A 16343-nucleotide genomic window follows, 5' to 3' on the forward strand; every position below is an offset into this window, starting at 1 on the left:
CCGTTCGCCGTTCGCATAGGCCGCAAGCTGTTCGTGCAGCGTCTCACTCGCCCACATGCCTGTTGCGTCGAATACCGTCTGTTGAAGCGCGTCCGCCTGGGCCCGGGTCAGAAGCCCGTCTCCAACAACGTTGCTGATGTACAGGTCGGTGACGCCAAGCTGGCTGATCAGCGATTGGAAGGTCGCCGTGGTCTCTGAAAGGCGCCACGAAATATCGAGCACATCGTCTCCGGCGCCGCCGGTGATGATGTTCGTTGTCGTGTCGCCGAAGATCTCGTCGTCACCCGCAAGGCCATGAACCTCGATCACGGAGTTCCCATTGCCGGAGTGCCCGCGAAGATCGATGCGGTCATCCAGACTGGTCGCCACGATCTCCTCCACAGAGATCAGGTCGTCGTAAATCTCTTGATCGGATGCCCTGGTGGCTTGCTCGGTATGGCTTTCTTCCTTCTCGGTCGAGCCTTCATCATAGGTGTTTCGAACAATCGCTTCCCGCGTGTATTCTGTTCCCGCCGCCATCGTGGTCGTTACACGCATCACTCCGGCCAGTTGGTTTGTGGCGTCGCCAGCGATTTGATCGGCGTAGTTCTCGATCACAATTCCGCCGACCACATCTTCCTCGTCGAGGAGCGAATAGATTACCGCGTCCCGCCCTTCTCCTCCGTCAAAGTTAACGAAATTGCCATGTGCGATGTAAGTATCGTCACCTCCCCTGGCCTCGATACTGAAATCTACTGTTTTTGTCGTTGAGTTTCCTGTATAGTGAACATATTCGACACTTTCATAGAAGTACCTTACTCTATCGCCAAAGGGTTCAGCCGATTTAATCTGCTTTGTATCAATGTACCTATCTTCATATATGAGCTCATTGTTAATCCATTTAATATCAAATGTCGTTCCGGTATCCTGACTGTCATCCTCGACCGACCAGCCATTGAAACTGAGAATATTAAGGATATGAGTGGTGGGAGTTTCCTCGTTATCGTCATAGTCGTAAAATCCGGAAACTACAGTGTAGCCGCCTTGGTGCTTCTCAAGCAGTGGCGTCGAGAAAGTGACATAACGCTTGTCCCCGTCGTCGTCTTCCAGAATGACCTTGTTCTGGGCAAACTCATCCTCTTCGATGTGGACCTTTTCGTCCTGCCAGCCGTCGTCAAGCGTGTAGGACGAACCGAAGTTACCGGCATAATTCGTCACTTGGCCGTCAATTCGAGCCATCAATATCAGTTCAAGATCGGTCTGTGTCAGCGTCTCGTTGCCGATCAGCACAGCCGAGCCGTACTCGCCACTGTCCAATAGCTTGTCGAAGATCGGTGTGTAGCGCTCCTGTGTGTCTTCGAAACTCTTCTCCAGGCTCTCCTGGAAGAAGTCATCGATCGAACGGGTTCCGCCGTCGGTGATATCGTCGAGTGTCTTCTCGGCGAGCTTCTCGAGCCGGGCTTCCTCGATCGCTGACATGACCAGCGAGGCGATGCCGCCAATGGCTCCGGTGACAAACGCAATCGGGGCACCGACGCCGGATGCCATCATGATACCGGACGCCAGGGTAAAGACCGCATCGACGACTGTTTTCGCAATGTAGTAATCTTGTTCGATTTTCAGGCTGTTGGACAGCGCATCTCCAAGGACTTCCGAGGAGTAGTCGCCGCGCGCTTCGACGACGTCGATATAGTCTTCCTTGCTGGCAAACTCTGCCCATTTCGACGGATTGATTGTCGTAGCGACCGCAGCAATACAGGAAATGATCGGCGACGCCTTGAGCAGGTATTTCGACCCCGCGACACCGGCGTGGATGGCCAGGTCAATGGCCCCCTGCGCGACCGACAGGGTAACTGCCGTGGTCTGCAGCGCAAATTCCGCCTCCAGCGCCGTGCGCTGCGTATTTGTCAGGTTTGGATCGTCCAGCGCCTGTCTCAGTCCATCAAGCTTGATCAGGGCGCTGGTCACGATAAAGGCCGTCCCGGCAGAAACCGTCCCTAGTTGGAGTTTCTCCAGATCCGCAAGGTTGAGACCATTGGCGACCGCGTTCAGCGTCACTCCGATGAATTCCAGCGATACCTGCGCCTTCTCGATCTCGCTGGCGTTCTTGAAGTCATCCGTGGTCATCGCGACGATCATCGACCCGACGGCAAGTGCATCCGCGGCGAGGCCGAATTTGTAATCGAGCTTGCCGTCGCTCGCATAGATCGGGTTCACGTCGTCCGTGAGCAGGTAATTTTTGGCGAGGTTGTCGATCCGAGCGCTGTCCGCGTCGATCGCGCCGATCGCCTGAGACTTGTAAGTCTCCACGTCGCTCATCGCGCCGGCGACCTTCGAGGAGGTCACATCGGGCGCATTGATATTGTTGGTCCGCTGGAAATCGTCGATCGTCGTGTTCAGTTCCGAGAACGCGGTCTGCGCAGTCTGCAGTTTGGTCCGGGCCGCTTCAATCTCGGCGCTGTCACCGATTTTTTCCGCTATGGTTAGACGGATGTTCGCATTGACCAGGTCTTCGTTCGCCGCGGTCACCGCCTTTTTCAACGTCTCGAACCGCGCGGCCAGATCGGCCTGAAGCTCGGCGGGCGCGTTCGCAATCTCGTTCTCAAGCGACCTGAAGATGTCGTCGAACTGGCTACTGGCTGCGGTCAGGTCAAGCCCGGCATCCGTCAGGATCCTGGCCACTTCCAGATCGATATTGTGAAGAATGACAGTATGGTGATACGCCATGGCCTTCGCCGGCGTAGCTTCCATCGTCATGATTTTGGCCTGCAGGCTCGCGCCCTTGGAATCCGTCGGATAAACGAGCCCGAGGTCCGAGCCGGTTACCTCGTGCCAGCTTCGCAGGTTCGAAATCGCCTGTGCGAAACCGGCCTGCGTTACGTACTTCATCAGGCTGGAGGTGCTGCCGGTCGCTTTCAGGATCGAGGAGGTAAACTCGGCTGCATCCTCGGCTTCTATGATCTTGTCGATGCGCCCCTTGAGGCCGGCAAAGTAGTCAGACACGGCATGTGCATTGACCGTGCCCGCACGGACGAACTTTGCGTCCGTCTTGCCCACCGAGGAGGTGCCGGAAAAGCTGCCGATCTTCTCCATGGCGCGGTACGTGTAATACAGGAAGCTTTCGTACTTGGAGTTGTAACTTTTCGCCGACGAAGCGGAAAAGGCTTCGTATGATTCCTCCTCACCCATGAAGAGGGCCAGGAATTCGTCTTCCGCAGTCATTATGACCGGGTTGTTCGCCAGTTCCGTCACCGATATCCCCTTCGGCAGCTTGGATTTTTCAGGGTGTCTATCGGCCCACCGGTCAGTATGTCTCCTTTGCGTGTGGCATGGTCAGCCGGGGATATCCGGTCGAAGCCTTGGGAATTCCTTGGGACACTCTGGGACTCTTGGGCTCTGCATCTTCGCTGTGAAACGGTCCCATACGGGGACGCGAATCATCCGCCGATGGCACACCGTCGTTTTTTGGGGAACAGAGCGGACTACTGGGGCAGGCCAGCGCGTGTCAGGCCTTCGAGATACGCATCGACGAACGAGCAATCTGCCAGGAACGAGAATTCCTCGGCCGCGGTAGTCACGCTGTAATTCGGATCGAGCATCGCCAGCTTGGCCAGACAGGCGCCGATCTCGCGCGGCTGTCCTGCAAGCGCCAGCACCGCCGCGTGCATGCCATAGGCCCAACGCGTCGCCCGGGGATCACGCGTCGCCAGCTTGGTACTGTGAACGGCCTCGTCCTTTGCCCCCAGCATGACCAGCGCAATTCCGCGAAAGCTGAGTGCCGACGAAAGGTAGGGTGCATTCGGACTCCACCGTCGCGCCCGGTCGATCTGCTCGATGCCGCGATCCAGTTCGTTCATGAAAAACAGCGTCTTACCCATCGCGAATCGGGGTTGAGCATGGCATGGATGGTGCAGGATTGCGTCTTCGAAGGCTGCGACTGCGTCATGGTGACGTCCGGAAAAAGCATGCGCGGAACCCAGGGCCAGGTAGCCGAACGCATCACGGTCGTCACGCCGGATCGCTTCATTCGCCAGCTCTTCCGCTTGGGCGAGGATCTGCTGCCGTTCCGGGCGAGGCAGAAACCAAAAGCGCTCGACCTCCACGCAGGCCAGTCGGGCATGCGCGCCCGGGAAATCAGGCTCCAGGTGCAAAAGCTGCCCCAGCCGTTGCCTCGCCCGGTCAAGAAGCTCGGGATCAAAGCTGTGAAGCCCGGAATGGCTGCCGTGAAACAACTCCCAGACATCCAAGTTCGACGTTCCCCGCGTCCGCCCGCGATTGGCTTCCGCAAGCGCGAGGTCGGCCTCCACCATGGCCGCAATCCGGTTCGCGATCACATCCTGAACGTCTGCCAGTTCCTCGAGAGAGGGCGAGAATTGCTCGACAAAAAGTTGACGTTCTTCGGCAACATCGACCAGGGCAGCCGTGATCCGCAGTCTGTCCCCGACTTGCCGGAATGATCCTTCTACCAGGTACCGGGCGTCGAGCTTTTCGCCGATTTCCCGAACCGCGAAGGAACTGTTCCTGAATTGAAAGGCCGAACGGCCGGGAACGACACGCAACCATCGGATCCGCGCGATCAGTGCAGTAACGTCAAGCGTGATCCCGTCCGCCAGGCCCTGCAGGTCGGGGTCATTGGAAACGTCATGGAAGGGTAAAACGGCGATCGACGGCAGAGAAACTTTGGCAGGAGCCTCGTCCGCTTGATCGACTTCGGTCTTCCACGTGACCGGCTCGACAAAGCGAAATCCGCGTCCGTGGACCGTGCGGATGAATGTCTTTTTGCTTCCGGCCCTCGACAGTGCTTTGCGGGCATAGGACACCGCGCTGGAAATCGTCGAGTCCGAGATCGCTCGGTTCTTCCAGACATGTTCGACAAGCTCCGCCTTCGAAACGACGCGATCCTGATTTTCTGCCAGCAGGATTATCAGGTCGAGAACTTGCGGTTCGACCGTGACCGGATTTCCTCTGTGCCGCAGTTCGTATGTTTCCGTGTCGAGTTCGAAGTCGCAAAAGGCAAGTACCATCGCTGCGCCCGGATCCCCTGTCGCTATTCCTGATGCCGATAGCACGGGAAATACGACCCTTACGTGACGGATCAGGACAATCGCAGGTGATCCCCACAGGTTTCACAAGATTTCTCGGGACAACGGCGACACAATCGAGAATCGACCAGGCGATTGGTCGGTACAATACGCACGGCGCTTGATGTGTTCACCGTGTCTTCGAGTTCGGTTTGTGAACTGCCGGGGAACCAGCGTTCGTCAACCACAAGTATCAGCGGTAAGCAGCTGAATGGAGGAACGCTTGAAATCGTGGAATTGATTGGCAGGCCAAATCTCGAAGCCGCCAAGAGACCTCAACGGCAAACGGAGGTCAGTGAGCGCAAGGTTGCTTCGTCCCGTTTACAGGTCATCCGGAGGGCCTAAACAACCGGAGTTTCCCGCCGTCGGAGCCCTCGTCCTGAACAGCCAAGGATCTCCTCCGAACATCTCGTCCGAAACCGCCGGAGACCTGCGGCAACGGGGCCGGAAACTGTCGCCGAACGATGCGGAACAACACGGCGCGTTCAGGACAGCGCGCGGTACCCGCCGGAGAAAAACACGAGGGGTTCGCCCTCGCCGGGTGCCGACCAGTCGAGCACCCGGGCGACGACAATCTCATGATCGCCCGCGGAAGAGACCGATTCGATTGTTGTGTCGAGCCAGCCGATCGCTTCGGCGAGCAGCGGATGCCCAGTCGGGCTTTCCCACCATTCGTGCCCGGAAAAGCGGTCGGCTCCCCATTGCGCGAACCGCCGTGCTATCTCCTCGTGATGCAATCGCAGGAGTGAAACGGCAAATCCGCCGGCTCGCCTGATCTGCGCCCAGGTCGTGCTTGATCGCTTTGGGCAAAAGGCGATGAGCGGCGGATCGAGTGACACCGAGGTAAAGGAATTGACCGTCATGCCGGTGGGTCCGTCCGCTGCCGCCGCCGTGATAACCACAACCCCCGTGGGATAGCGCCCCAGAGTGTCCCGAAGGCTTCGCTGATCCCTGAGTTCTGCCGGCTGCAGCCGGGTCTGGACCGCCATCATCGTCGAGTTCTCCTCTCCTCGAACGGTTGCTCGGTTAGATTAGAAAGTATCTATAAATAAACAAGAGGTACTATAATGATACTCATTCACTTGAAAAACTCTTGACAGTCGAAAGCCCGGCGATAAATTCGAAGTCTCATAAAAAAGCGCAACGTATCAATGTGATACTAAATGCCGCCACCGGGAGGAGATTAGGACGATGAACTTCGTCACGAATACGCTCGCGCCTTATCCGGCGACCTATCCTGTAGTTGAGGGTCGGGCGACATTGCTCGACGAGGCAAGGAAGCTCGAGCCGATGATCCGCGATGCGGAATCGATCATCGAAAACGAGCGCCGGATGCCGGACGAAATCACGGACGCTCTCTATGACAACGGCATGTATCGCGCTTTCCTGCCGCGCGAGCTGGGTGGCCTTGAGGTGCATCCTCTCGAATGGCTGGACGCAGTCGAAGAGCTTTCGCGGATCAACGGATCCGTCGGCTGGCTCTGCATGCTTCACTCCGGCCAGACCTTCCTCAAGCGCGAGGTGATGGAGAAGCTGCTCGCCCAGGATCGCTGGATCATGGCCTCGAACGTTGGGCGCGCGGCGGGCAAGGCGGTCCGGGTTCCCGGCGGCTACCGGATCAGCGGGCGCTGGTCGTTCACCAGCGGCTCGCCAGAGGCGAACTGGCTGTCTGGCCGCTGCATTCTTTATGACGAGAACGACCAGCCGGTCATGAACCCTCGCGACGGTCTTCCCTGGTTCATCGTCGGCCTGTGGCCCGCCAAAGACGCTACACTGATCGACACATGGGACGGCCACGGTCTGCGCGGCACCGGTTCCGGCGACTTCGAGATCAAGGATCTTTTCGTTCCCCGCGAGATGGTGAACGAGGCGGGGATCTGGAAACGTCCCTTCGACCGGGCGCTCTATCGCTATTGGTTCAACGTCATGGCTCACGGCGCACATGCCCTCGGACTTGCACGGGCGGCGATAGACGAGTTCACGGGGCTGGTGCATGTCGCGGCCCGGCACGGCTCGTACCGGCAGGCGAAACTCGGAAAAGAGCAGATTAACCAGATCACGCTCGGCAAGGCCGACACGATGGTGCGCGCTGCCCGTGCCTATTTCTGGCAGCTCGTTGAAGAGGCTTACAACGACGCGGTGGAAAGCTGGCCGGTCAACTACGACCTCCGGGTCCGGGTCCAGGCGGCCCTGCTGAACACCGTGCATGTGTCACGGCAGGCAATCGACATGATCTTTCAGCAGGCCGGCGCACCCGCGGTGTTCCGCGGACGTCGCCTTGAGCGGATCCACCGGGACATGCTGACAGCCGCGAACCACGCGCTGATGGCCGAAGCGGCCTTCGACCGTGTGGGGCAATACCTGATGTCGAAGGATTCGCCGAACGGTCCCGAGATCGAGATCGGCGGGATCGGCTTCATCCCGGGGCCGCATCCCCAGCACGACCGGGTCAAGCCCTGGCAGGACTGGGTGCGCGAGGCAGAGACGAGACGGCCGGAGGCGACCTCGGCAAGCTTCTCCGGCTAGAGCGGCGCCAATCGGCTCCGCACACGTCTTCAGCGAACATTGGAGGTTCGCTTGTCCTCTCTGACCGTACATTCCCTGCATAAGTATTATGGTGCCTTTCACGCGATCAAGGGCGCCCAACTGCGCGTCGCAGAAGGCGAGTTCGTCACGCTGCTCGGCGAAAGCGGGTGCGGCAAGACTACCTCGCTGCGCTGCATCGCGGGCCTGGAGACGCCGTCTTCTGGCCGGGTCGTGATTGGTGATCAGGTGGTTTTCGACGGCGAGCAGCGGATCGAGATCCAGCCCGAAAAACGCGAGACCGGGATGGTATTCCAGAGCTACGCGCTGTGGCCGCACCTGACAGTGATCGAAACCGTGCTGTACCCCCTGCGTCGCCGCAGAGTGAAGGGTGCCGAGGCGGTCCGCCGTGCGCATGAAATGCTCGAGATCGTCGGCCTGGACCGGTTCGCCAACAGGGCCGCAACTTCCCTGTCCGGCGGCCAGCAGCAGCGGGTCGCCCTTGCACGGGCGCTCGTCATCCGCCCGCAGCTCATGCTCTACGACGAGCCATTGTCGAACCTCGATCCCTCGCTGCGCCGGCAGGTGCGCGACGAGATTCTGCGCCTGCATCGGCTGAACGGTACGACCTCGGTCTATGTCACCCACGATCTTGAGGAGGCGATGCACCTCTCCGACCGGATCATCGTCATGCAGTCGGGACTGCTGGAACAATCCGGAACCCCGGCAGAGATCTTCACAAGACCGACCAACGAGTTCGTGGCAAAGTTTGTCGGCTTCGAGAACCTCCTTCCGGCCCGCGTCCTCTCGACCGCCAGCGGTGAGATCACGTTCCAGCTCGACGCGACCGGCGAACGGGCAGGGCTGCCCGTCACCGCCGCCGCGCGGCCGGTCCAGACCGGAGAGAGGGTCAGCGTGGCCTTCCGTTCTGCGAACGCGGTCCTGCACGGAGAGCGTCCTGTCGCCACCGGTCCCGGACTTCTGTTCCGCGGAACGATCGACCAGGTCAACTTCCTGGGTTCCCGGAACGAGTTTCGCATCAACAGCGGCGAAGCGTGCCTCAGGGTCACCGAGTCCGAGCGCGCCTATCGGCGAGACACGCTGTGCCGCGACGTCGGGGCCGAGATCTGGGTCGAGGTCGAAGCTGAACTGGTCTCCATCATGCCGATCGGCCCGGCGCCGGCCACGAAGAACAAGGTCGGCGCCGAGCCGGAACTCGCGGGGACCGGGGCGATGGAATGATCGAGCCGTCCACACTGTCGGCCGTCGGCTGGAAAAGACCGAAACGCCTGCCGGCAGACTGGCGGGGCGAGCGGCTGGTCGCAAAGCTCCTGCTCGGAGTCGCCATAGCGATCCTGTTCGTCCTGTTCCTGTTGCCGCCGATCATGATGGCCGTCGCCGCATTCCGGGTCGGCAACCTGGCCGGGCAGGGGGACTGGAGCATCCAGCCGTTCGTCGAGACCCTTAGCCGGAGAAGTACCTGGCGCGTCGCGCTGAACTCCATCGTGCTCTCCGCCGCGTCAAGCTTCGGCGCGCTCGCCATCGGCACCTTTCTCGCCTGGATCTCGGTCCGAACCAGGACCCCGCTGCGCCGCCTTATGACACCGGCGATGGCGGTGATCCTGGTGATGCCTTCACTGTTCTACGGCCTTGGCTGGTACCTGATGGTGAATGGGAATGCCGCCCCGGTAAACATCCTTCTGCGCGAGTGGTTCGGCATCACCGGTTCTCCCCTCGGCTCCGGATGGCCGACCATGATCGTCGTCGTGATCGGTTACGTGATCCCGGTTGGCTACCTTTTCATGGTCGGCCCCATGGCTCGCATGGACGCCGCCCTCGACGACGCGGCCCGAATGAGCGGAGCGTCTCGAAGCGCCGCGTTCTTCACCGTGACGCTGCCGCTCCTACGACCCACCATGTTCGGAGTGTTCGTGCTGATGACCTCCTACGGCTTCAGCGCATTTGAGCTTCCGCTGCTGTTCGGCATCCAGGCGGACATTCACGTCTTCTCGACCGCCGTCTACACGACCCTGACCGGGCAGGACGCGGTGCCCAACTATGCAGGGGCGAGCACGCTATCACTGATACTGACGGTGCTGGTCATCGGTCTTGTCGTGACGCGTTCGGCCATCCTGGGCGACCGCCGCTACTCGACCATTACCGGCAAGGGCTTCCGGCCCGAGCCAAAGGACTACGGTCGCATCCAATGGGCTTTCTTGGCGGTGTTCCTGATTGTCGTTCTCTGGGCCGGTGTGATCCCGCTGGCACAGATGATCATCGGGTCCTTCCAGCCGCTGTTCGGCCTCTCGCTCGGCTTCACGACAGCAAACTACGAAGCGGTGCTCTCCGAACGGCGCACAGCGTCCACCATCGCGCTGACCCTGATCCTCGCGGCGACCGGCGGTTTCCTTGCGGCCTTCGTCGCCCTCGTGATGAGCCACATGGCAACGCGCGGCGGGCAGTTCCTTCGCCTCGTTGCGGCCCTGGTTTCGTGGGCGCCGGTGGTCATTCCCGGCATCCTGCTTGGTCTGGCGTTGATCACCGCGTATCTGCCGGTTCCGGGACTGCGGAGCCTGATCGGGACCCCGTACATGCTCCTGATCGGTTTCATCGTCGTGGTGACGCCGATCGCAACCCGGGCGATCGAGGGCGGAGTCCTGCAGATCTCGCCCGAACTGGAGGAGTCGTCCCGGATCTCCGGCGCCTCAAAGGTGGTCACCTTCTTCACTGTGGTCATACCACTGGTCCTGCCCAGCTTCCTGGCCGGATGGTTCATCGCCGGTATCGGCGTCGCCGGGAACCTCAGTCTCCCGGTGCTGCTATCCTCTCCGACGATGCAGACGGTCGCCGTGCAGGCCTACGACGCATATCGGCAGGGCTATGCCACGCAGGCGGCCGCGTTGTTCGTCCTGCTCATGCTCGCCGTCGCCATCGTCGGCGGTATCGCCTGGGGTCTGGCGCTTGTCGCAAGCTATCTGCTCAAGCGGATCCGAAGATCCCGCATTGATCGCGCACTAAAAGACCAAGGGAGAGAGAAGCATGTTTAAAGGGAGGAAAAAGCATGTTTAAGAAACACGGAAGGCGCAGCGCCATGGCGCTGGCAATCCCGCTGGCGCTGCTGACCGGAGGGACAGCTGCGTGGGCCGACTACGGCGGTGCGCTCGGGTTGCCCGAGCAGGAAGCCAGGTTCCAGGAACTTTACGAGGCCGCCCTCGCTGCCGGTCAGAACCAGGTGATCGTCTACGGTCCGCCCCCCGCGAAGGTGGTGCTCGACACGTTCCACGAACGGTTCCCAGAGATCGAGGTCATCTACCAGCAGCTTCAAAGCGCCGAACGGCTGGCGAAGCTCGAACAGGAGAAGCAGACCGGGAACTTTGTAGGCGACATAGCCTCGGACGGCCGGACCCCGGTGGTCTCGATGGCCGTCGACGGCTGGTGTCAGCCGATCGATCACATCATGGACGTGCCGGAGGAATGGCGCGGCGTCGACAATACCGTGCAGTTCCAGCAGGTCGCGGTGTTTGGCATGGCGGTGAACACCAATCTGCTCGACATAGCCGACGCACCGACGAGCTGGCGAGAACTCACTTCCGAAGAATGGAAGGGCAAGGTCGTCATGGTGTCGCCCGCCGCCGGCGGGGCTGCCGCGTTCACCTTTGCGCAGATGGATCACCCGGAAGCCAACAACGAAAAATACGACGGCATCAAAGAAGGCATCAGGGAAAACATCTCGCTTGTCGCCAAGGATGCGCTGGTTCTGCAGGAGGTGGCCGCAGGCAACTACCCGATTGGCGCGCTCGCCTACTATCCCTACTTCGTCCAGATCAAGGCCCAGGGCGCCCCGATCGAATTCGTGTTCCCGTTCACAGAAGGCGGCGGCAACATGTGGACGAAGAGCGCGCAGTGCCTCATCGTGAACGCGCCGAACCCGCTTGCAGCCGAACTCTACATGAACTGGGAGTTCAGCATGGAGGGCCAGAACACACTCTCCGAATCCGGTCTCTATCCGGTGATGCCCGGCACGCCGGGGCCGGGCGGGCTTCCCCCGCTGGACACGGTCGAACTGATGGAGCAATTACCGGACGAGGAGGCAATCAAGGCCTACGGACCGTTCGTCCGGGAGGTGATCGCCTTCTTCGGCGGCTGAACCGCGGATATTGCAGTCCCCTCCTCTTGCCGGGGAGGGGCTGTTGCCGGGTTTCGAGTATTTGGTATTGAGGGATATGCAGGGACCCGGACAACGCGCCACGGCGAAAGTCTCCACTACGGCGCAGCGTGCAGGCGCGCTGCTGCTGTTGCTCGCCCAGCATCCGCGGGGACTGGGGATAACCCATTTGGCCCGCGAGCTGAACACCCAGAGAGCGCCGCTGTACCGGATACTCGAGGCCCTGCAGTCGCAAGGTCTGGTGCGCCGGAATGACCGTAAGCAGTACCTCCTTGGGGTGGCGACGCTCGAACTCGCGAGGGCCTATTCCTCGCAGTTCCCGACCGGGGTCGAGTCGATCCTCGCCATGCTCGCCAACGAGACCGGTATGACGGCGACGTTGACGTCCGACGACGACGATGTGCTCACCACGATCGTCTCGAAGACACCGGGCACCAACGGCGAGCATGTCTTCACCCCGCCGGGGTTTCGCCATCCCAGCGGGCCGCTATCCCTGCGGGTCGCGGTCCAGGCGCTTCAGCCGCCTCGCGACGACGACCCGGAAGAGGTGCGCGAGGCGCGCCGGCTCGGCTACGCGGTCGGCCGGGGGACGGTCGTGCAATCGCGCTACGGCGTTTCCGCGGTAGTGCCGGGCTCCGGGGAGTCCGGCGCGATCCTTGTGTTGTCCTTGGTGACGCTCCGCGCGTTCGATCACCGGACCGTCGCCGAGCCGCTGCTGCGCTCGGTGCAAGAGCTCAGCCACGCCATCTCCCAAACCTGAACCAGCCGTCTCCGGTCGCAACACGCAGGGACGGAAAGGATCCTTGCCACTCCTGAAGTCCTGACCGAGATCAGGGATATCTGGATGACGACTCGTTCCCTTCCGAAGTGATTTCCTTTGCGTTTGTTTGAGATAACGTGCGGTAGTCGCGTCTTCCGGAAACAGGAAAACCATCTTTGCGCGCGCCTGTATCTCTGATCGGGCCTGACTGAATCGTGGTATCCGGTTGTCAGTGCATCATCGGCTGGAGGTTCAGCGGATCGAAAGCCTCCGGGGCCACCGGGCAAAGAATTTGGCAGGAATTCTAATCCGAAGATCCGGTCTGCAATGTCTTTGATGGATGGCACGGGAATGGACCAGCCCTGACCAACAACGCGTACGCCCTGCCGCTGCGCTTTTTCGAGCCCGAGAACCTAGAGATAGGCCGAAAGGCCAAAGAGCGCGCCCGTGCACAGCGCGTCGCGTGCCATGCGACCGCGATCCCGGCGTGACAGGTCGAGTCCGAAGATCCCCTTGGTGCAGAGCCGGATTTCCCAGCCCATTACGGGCGCGGCGAAGCCCACCTGACGAGCAGACCGGTCGAAGGCGAAACTGAGCGTACCAATGCTGGACGGCCGCAGGTTCGAGACGATCGGCATAATCCCCCGAAGACACGGGCTGACGAGGGAGAGTGCTATGCCTTTGCCGAACTGACCGCGTGTTTCCTGCGTCGAAAAATTGGTTTGTTTGTCCGGAATTTTTGGGGGAGGGGACCTCCGGACTCTGGTCACTGACATGAGCCTTCTTGGGTACGGCGAGCTTAACGGAACCTAATCACCTGCGGCTTGAACTTGCCATTGGCCTAAGCGCTTCGCATCCGCGCCACTGCGTCCCAGTCCAGCTCAAGCCCCAATCCGGGCTTTGCAGGAACGCTGAGCATTCCGTCTTTCATCCGGACGCAGCCCGGGGACAGATCAGCCAGTTCCGTCTTGAATGGCCCAAAGTCGGTTTCGCACTCCATCTCACGCGCATTTGGCATGGCTGCCGCAAGATGGACACTCGCGGTCTCGCAGATGATCCCGGACATACCGATATGCGCCGCATACTCGACATCATGCGCGCGCGCGAACTCCACCATGCGGCGCGTCTCGGATATGCCGCCCGATCGCGCAACGTCGGGCTGCAGAACTGACAGGGTGCGGGAAGAGACCAGACGTTTGGCCTGATCCAGCGTGTAGTTGCTCTCGCCAGCGGCAAGCGGCACGTCAACCCGCTTACTCAACGTCTCGTAGCCATCTTCATCTTCGGGCTTCAGCGGTTCCTCGAACCACGCGTAACCGTTCGCGGCCAGCGCATGGCCGACACGGATTGCCTCGTCGAGCTTGAATGCCCAGTTGCAGTCAACGCAAAGAGAAATGCCGTCGCCGGCGACCGCGCGCATTGCCTCGACGCGTTTCACGGCCTCCGGCACCGGGCCCGCCAGCTTCACCTTCACCCGCGTGAAACCGCGCTCCATGTAGGTCTGCAGCTCTTCGGTCGCCTCGCCTTCGTCCACCCAGTTAACGGACGCGGCATAGCAGGGCACCTCCGTCCGCCCCGCACCACCGAGAAGGGTAGAAATGGGCAGCCCCGCTACCTTCCCGAGGATGTCCCACAGCGCGATATCGACACCGGCGATGGCTTCGATCAGCATACCACCGCTCCGGCCGGACAGGGCCTTGCGCATGGACTCCCACAGGGCCGCGATGTTGCAGGCGTTCTGTCCGACAAGGCGCGGCTTCAGCAGGCGTTCGATCACCTCGGCGTAAGCCTTGGGGCCGAAACGAGCCAGGGTTTCGCCAACTCCGACGATGCCGGTTTCGGTCCGGACCTCCACGATGACGATAGACACCTCAGTGTACGTGCCCCACGACGTGCTTGTCGGACGCGTGAGCTTGGCGGTGATCGGGTGGGCAATGACATCGGCGATCCGATGAGCCTTGGGTAAATGTGCTGCTGTATTCATGTCAGCGAAAGATCGAGCCACCGTTAACATCAACGGCATTGCCATAAAGGAACGGGGCGTCGTCCGAACAGATATAGAGCATCGCGGCTGCCATGTCCGACGGCTTTCCCATCCGACGCACCGGCAGCGATCCCGCGATGCGCCCCTTCAGCTCGTCACCGATCTTCGCCATGAACGGCGAGTCCGTCGGACCAGGATTCAGGGCATTGATACGAATGTTTCCACCGGACAGCTCGCGTGCGATGGACTTCACCAGTGACAGCGTGCCCGCCTTGGACGCCGCATAGGCCGTGTCCACAACAAGTCCGCCACCGCCGTTCACCCCGGCATCTGACGCGATGCAAAGTATGTTGCCGCCGCTTTCCTGTTTCTTCATCCGCGCAATCGCCGCCTGCGCGCAGAAGAAGGTGCCAAGCAGGTTCACCTCCATCACATGCCGCCAAAGGGCACGGTCCTGGTCGGGTATCCTCGCGGTGCTGCCGATAGCGGCGCAGGTGATCAGTACATCGAGGCTGTCGAGCAATTCATCGCACGACGCGAAGGCCGCATCGACGGACGACTGGTCGGCGACATCCATCTCCAGCGCGTGAACGGTTCCGCCAGCCGAGCGGATGTCTTTGGCTGCTGAATCCAGGGTAGATGCGTTGATATCGCACATCAAGACCTCGGCCTGCTTCGCGGCAAATGCTCGGGCGGCCTCCAATCCCATGCCGCTGGCCGCGCCGGTGATCATCACGGTTTTTCCGGAAAAGGCGTCCGGGGCGAAAGTCGAATACAGGGACAAGTCAGGTCTCTCCTTTCAGGGAATTGGATGAAGGAATGCGCAGGCCGTTCGCATCGAAGCGATGGACGTTTTCCGGCTCGATGGACAAGCCGATCTCGGCGCCGGTCTCGGCGGCCTCGGGACCATTCTGAAGCACGAGGAAAGTGCCCGAGCCAGGAACCTCGACATGCAGCAGCGAACCCGCGCCGGTGTATTCGCTAAGCGACACGCGGCCCCGGAAAAGTCCGTCCGTCGGCTGCGTGACAGTCAGGTGCTCGGGCCGCATGCCGACGGAAACCACTCCCGCCAGATCGCCTCCGATCTCGGAGACGGCGGAAAGTGACGCTGCTTCGACAACGTTCATTTTCGGGCTGCCGATGAACTGGGCCACGAAAACGTTCTTCGGGTGGGAATACAGCTCGCGCGGGCTCCCGACCTGCTCGATCTGGCCGTCGCGCAGAATGACGATCCGATCCGCCAGCGTCATCGCTTCGATCTGGTCATGCGTGACGTAGATCATCGTGTTTCCAAGCCGCTGGTGCAGCGCGGCGATCTCGGCGCGCATATGGACGCGAAGTTCGGCATCGAGGTTCGACAATGGTTCGTCGAACAGGAAAATTGCCGGATCGCTGACGATGGCGCGGCCGATTGCGACACGCTGGCGCTGGCCGCCGGACAGCTCGCGAGGGTAGCGCTCCAGGAAATCCTCCAGTTTCAGCGTTGCCGCTGCCTCGCGGACCCGCGTCTTGATGTCGGCCGGTTTGACCTTCCGGACCTTCAGGCCGAAACCCATGTTCTGCTCGACCGTCAGGTGCGGGTAGAGCGCGTAGGACTGGAACACCATTGCCACGCCGCGCCTGGCGGCCTGCACGTCATTCACCAGCCGGTCGCCGATCCGAATCTCGCCGCCAGAGACGTCTTCTAGCCCGGAGATTACCCGCAGGAGAGTAGATTTCCCGCACCCCGAAGGGCCGACGAACACGACGAAGTCGCCGTCATTTACCTCCAGGTCGACACCCTTGATGACCGACACCGCGCCGAATTTCTTGGTTACATTGTTCAGTGTCAGGCCGGCCACGGGCAGTTTC

13 protein-coding genes are annotated in these 16343 nt (G+C 60.9%); 6 read left to right on the forward strand and 7 right to left on the reverse strand.

Features of this window, described 5'->3' with window-relative positions; all coding sequences use genetic code 11:
• Positions 1-3231: hypothetical protein (locus tag HCO70_RS20455; protein WP_371742285.1), on the reverse strand; the 3231-nt coding region annotated here is incomplete at its 3' end.
• 230 nt (positions 3232-3461) lie between these two features.
• Entirely contained in the window at positions 3462-4907 is a 1446-nt protein-coding gene (locus HCO70_RS20460) for a winged helix-turn-helix domain-containing protein (protein ID WP_253913419.1), read from the reverse strand.
• Between HCO70_RS20460 and HCO70_RS24900 the strand changes: the two genes are divergently transcribed.
• A complete protein-coding gene (locus tag HCO70_RS24900) occupies positions 4845-5036 on the forward strand; it encodes a hypothetical protein (RefSeq protein WP_253913430.1) in 192 nt (63 codons plus the stop codon). The two genes, HCO70_RS20460 and HCO70_RS24900, sit on opposite strands and share 63 nt — an antisense overlap.
• 509 nt (positions 5037-5545) lie before the next feature.
• Here HCO70_RS24900 and HCO70_RS20465 read toward each other — a convergent pair.
• Complete coding sequence (locus tag HCO70_RS20465; protein WP_216665550.1) at positions 5546-6052, reverse strand: flavin reductase family protein; 507 nt, start codon at positions 6050-6052, stop codon at positions 5546-5548.
• Positions 6053-6251: 199 nt separating this feature from the next.
• Here HCO70_RS20465 and HCO70_RS20470 point away from each other — a divergent pair, with 199 nt between their 5' ends.
• The 5 genes from HCO70_RS20470 to HCO70_RS20490 are packed head-to-tail and all read left to right on the forward strand — an operon-like array spanning position 6252 to position 12508.
• Positions 6252-7586, forward strand: coding sequence for an acyl-CoA dehydrogenase family protein (locus tag HCO70_RS20470; protein ID WP_172299704.1), 1335 nt, complete (start codon positions 6252-6254; stop codon positions 7584-7586).
• A 51-nt stretch (positions 7587-7637) separates the two neighbouring features.
• Positions 7638-8825, forward strand: coding sequence for an ABC transporter ATP-binding protein (locus HCO70_RS20475; RefSeq protein ID WP_172299706.1), 1188 nt, complete (start codon positions 7638-7640; stop codon positions 8823-8825).
• Positions 8822-10630, forward strand: coding sequence for an iron ABC transporter permease (locus tag HCO70_RS20480; RefSeq protein WP_172299708.1), 1809 nt, complete (start codon positions 8822-8824; stop codon positions 10628-10630). The genes HCO70_RS20475 and HCO70_RS20480 overlap by 4 nt, the downstream gene beginning before the upstream one ends.
• Positions 10631-10644: 14 nt before the next feature.
• Positions 10645-11730: an ABC transporter substrate-binding protein gene (locus HCO70_RS20485; protein WP_172299710.1), complete on the forward strand. Its 1086-nt coding sequence runs from the start codon at positions 10645-10647 to the stop codon at positions 11728-11730.
• Between the two features lie 43 nt (positions 11731-11773).
• Positions 11774-12508, forward strand: coding sequence for a helix-turn-helix domain-containing protein (locus HCO70_RS20490; RefSeq protein ID WP_172299712.1), 735 nt, complete (start codon positions 11774-11776; stop codon positions 12506-12508).
• A 413-nt stretch (positions 12509-12921) separates the two neighbouring features.
• Here the strand turns inward: HCO70_RS20490 and HCO70_RS20495 are convergent, their stop codons facing one another.
• The 4 genes from HCO70_RS20495 to HCO70_RS20510 form a co-directional block, all read right to left on the reverse strand.
• Complete coding sequence (locus tag HCO70_RS20495) at positions 12922-13146, reverse strand: hypothetical protein (protein ID WP_172299714.1); 225 nt, start codon at positions 13144-13146, stop codon at positions 12922-12924.
• A 203-nt stretch (positions 13147-13349) separates the two neighbouring features.
• Positions 13350-14492 carry a mandelate racemase/muconate lactonizing enzyme family protein gene (locus HCO70_RS20500; protein WP_172299716.1) on the reverse strand — a complete coding sequence of 381 codons (1143 nt, stop codon included), beginning with the start codon at positions 14490-14492 and terminating at the stop codon, positions 13350-13352.
• Position 14493: 1 nt separating this feature from the next.
• Positions 14494-15276, reverse strand: a complete 783-nt coding sequence (locus HCO70_RS20505) for an SDR family NAD(P)-dependent oxidoreductase (RefSeq protein ID WP_216665551.1) — start codon at positions 15274-15276, stop codon at positions 14494-14496.
• Between the two features lies 1 nt (position 15277).
• A complete protein-coding gene (locus HCO70_RS20510; protein ID WP_172299718.1) occupies positions 15278-16333 on the reverse strand; it encodes a sn-glycerol-3-phosphate ABC transporter ATP-binding protein UgpC in 1056 nt (351 codons plus the stop codon).
• Positions 16334-16343: the final 10 nt, after the last annotated feature.

The sequence above is a fragment of the Pseudoruegeria sp. HB172150 genome (assembly GCF_013184805.1).
Lineage (GTDB): Bacteria > Pseudomonadota > Alphaproteobacteria > Rhodobacterales > Rhodobacteraceae > Psychromarinibacter.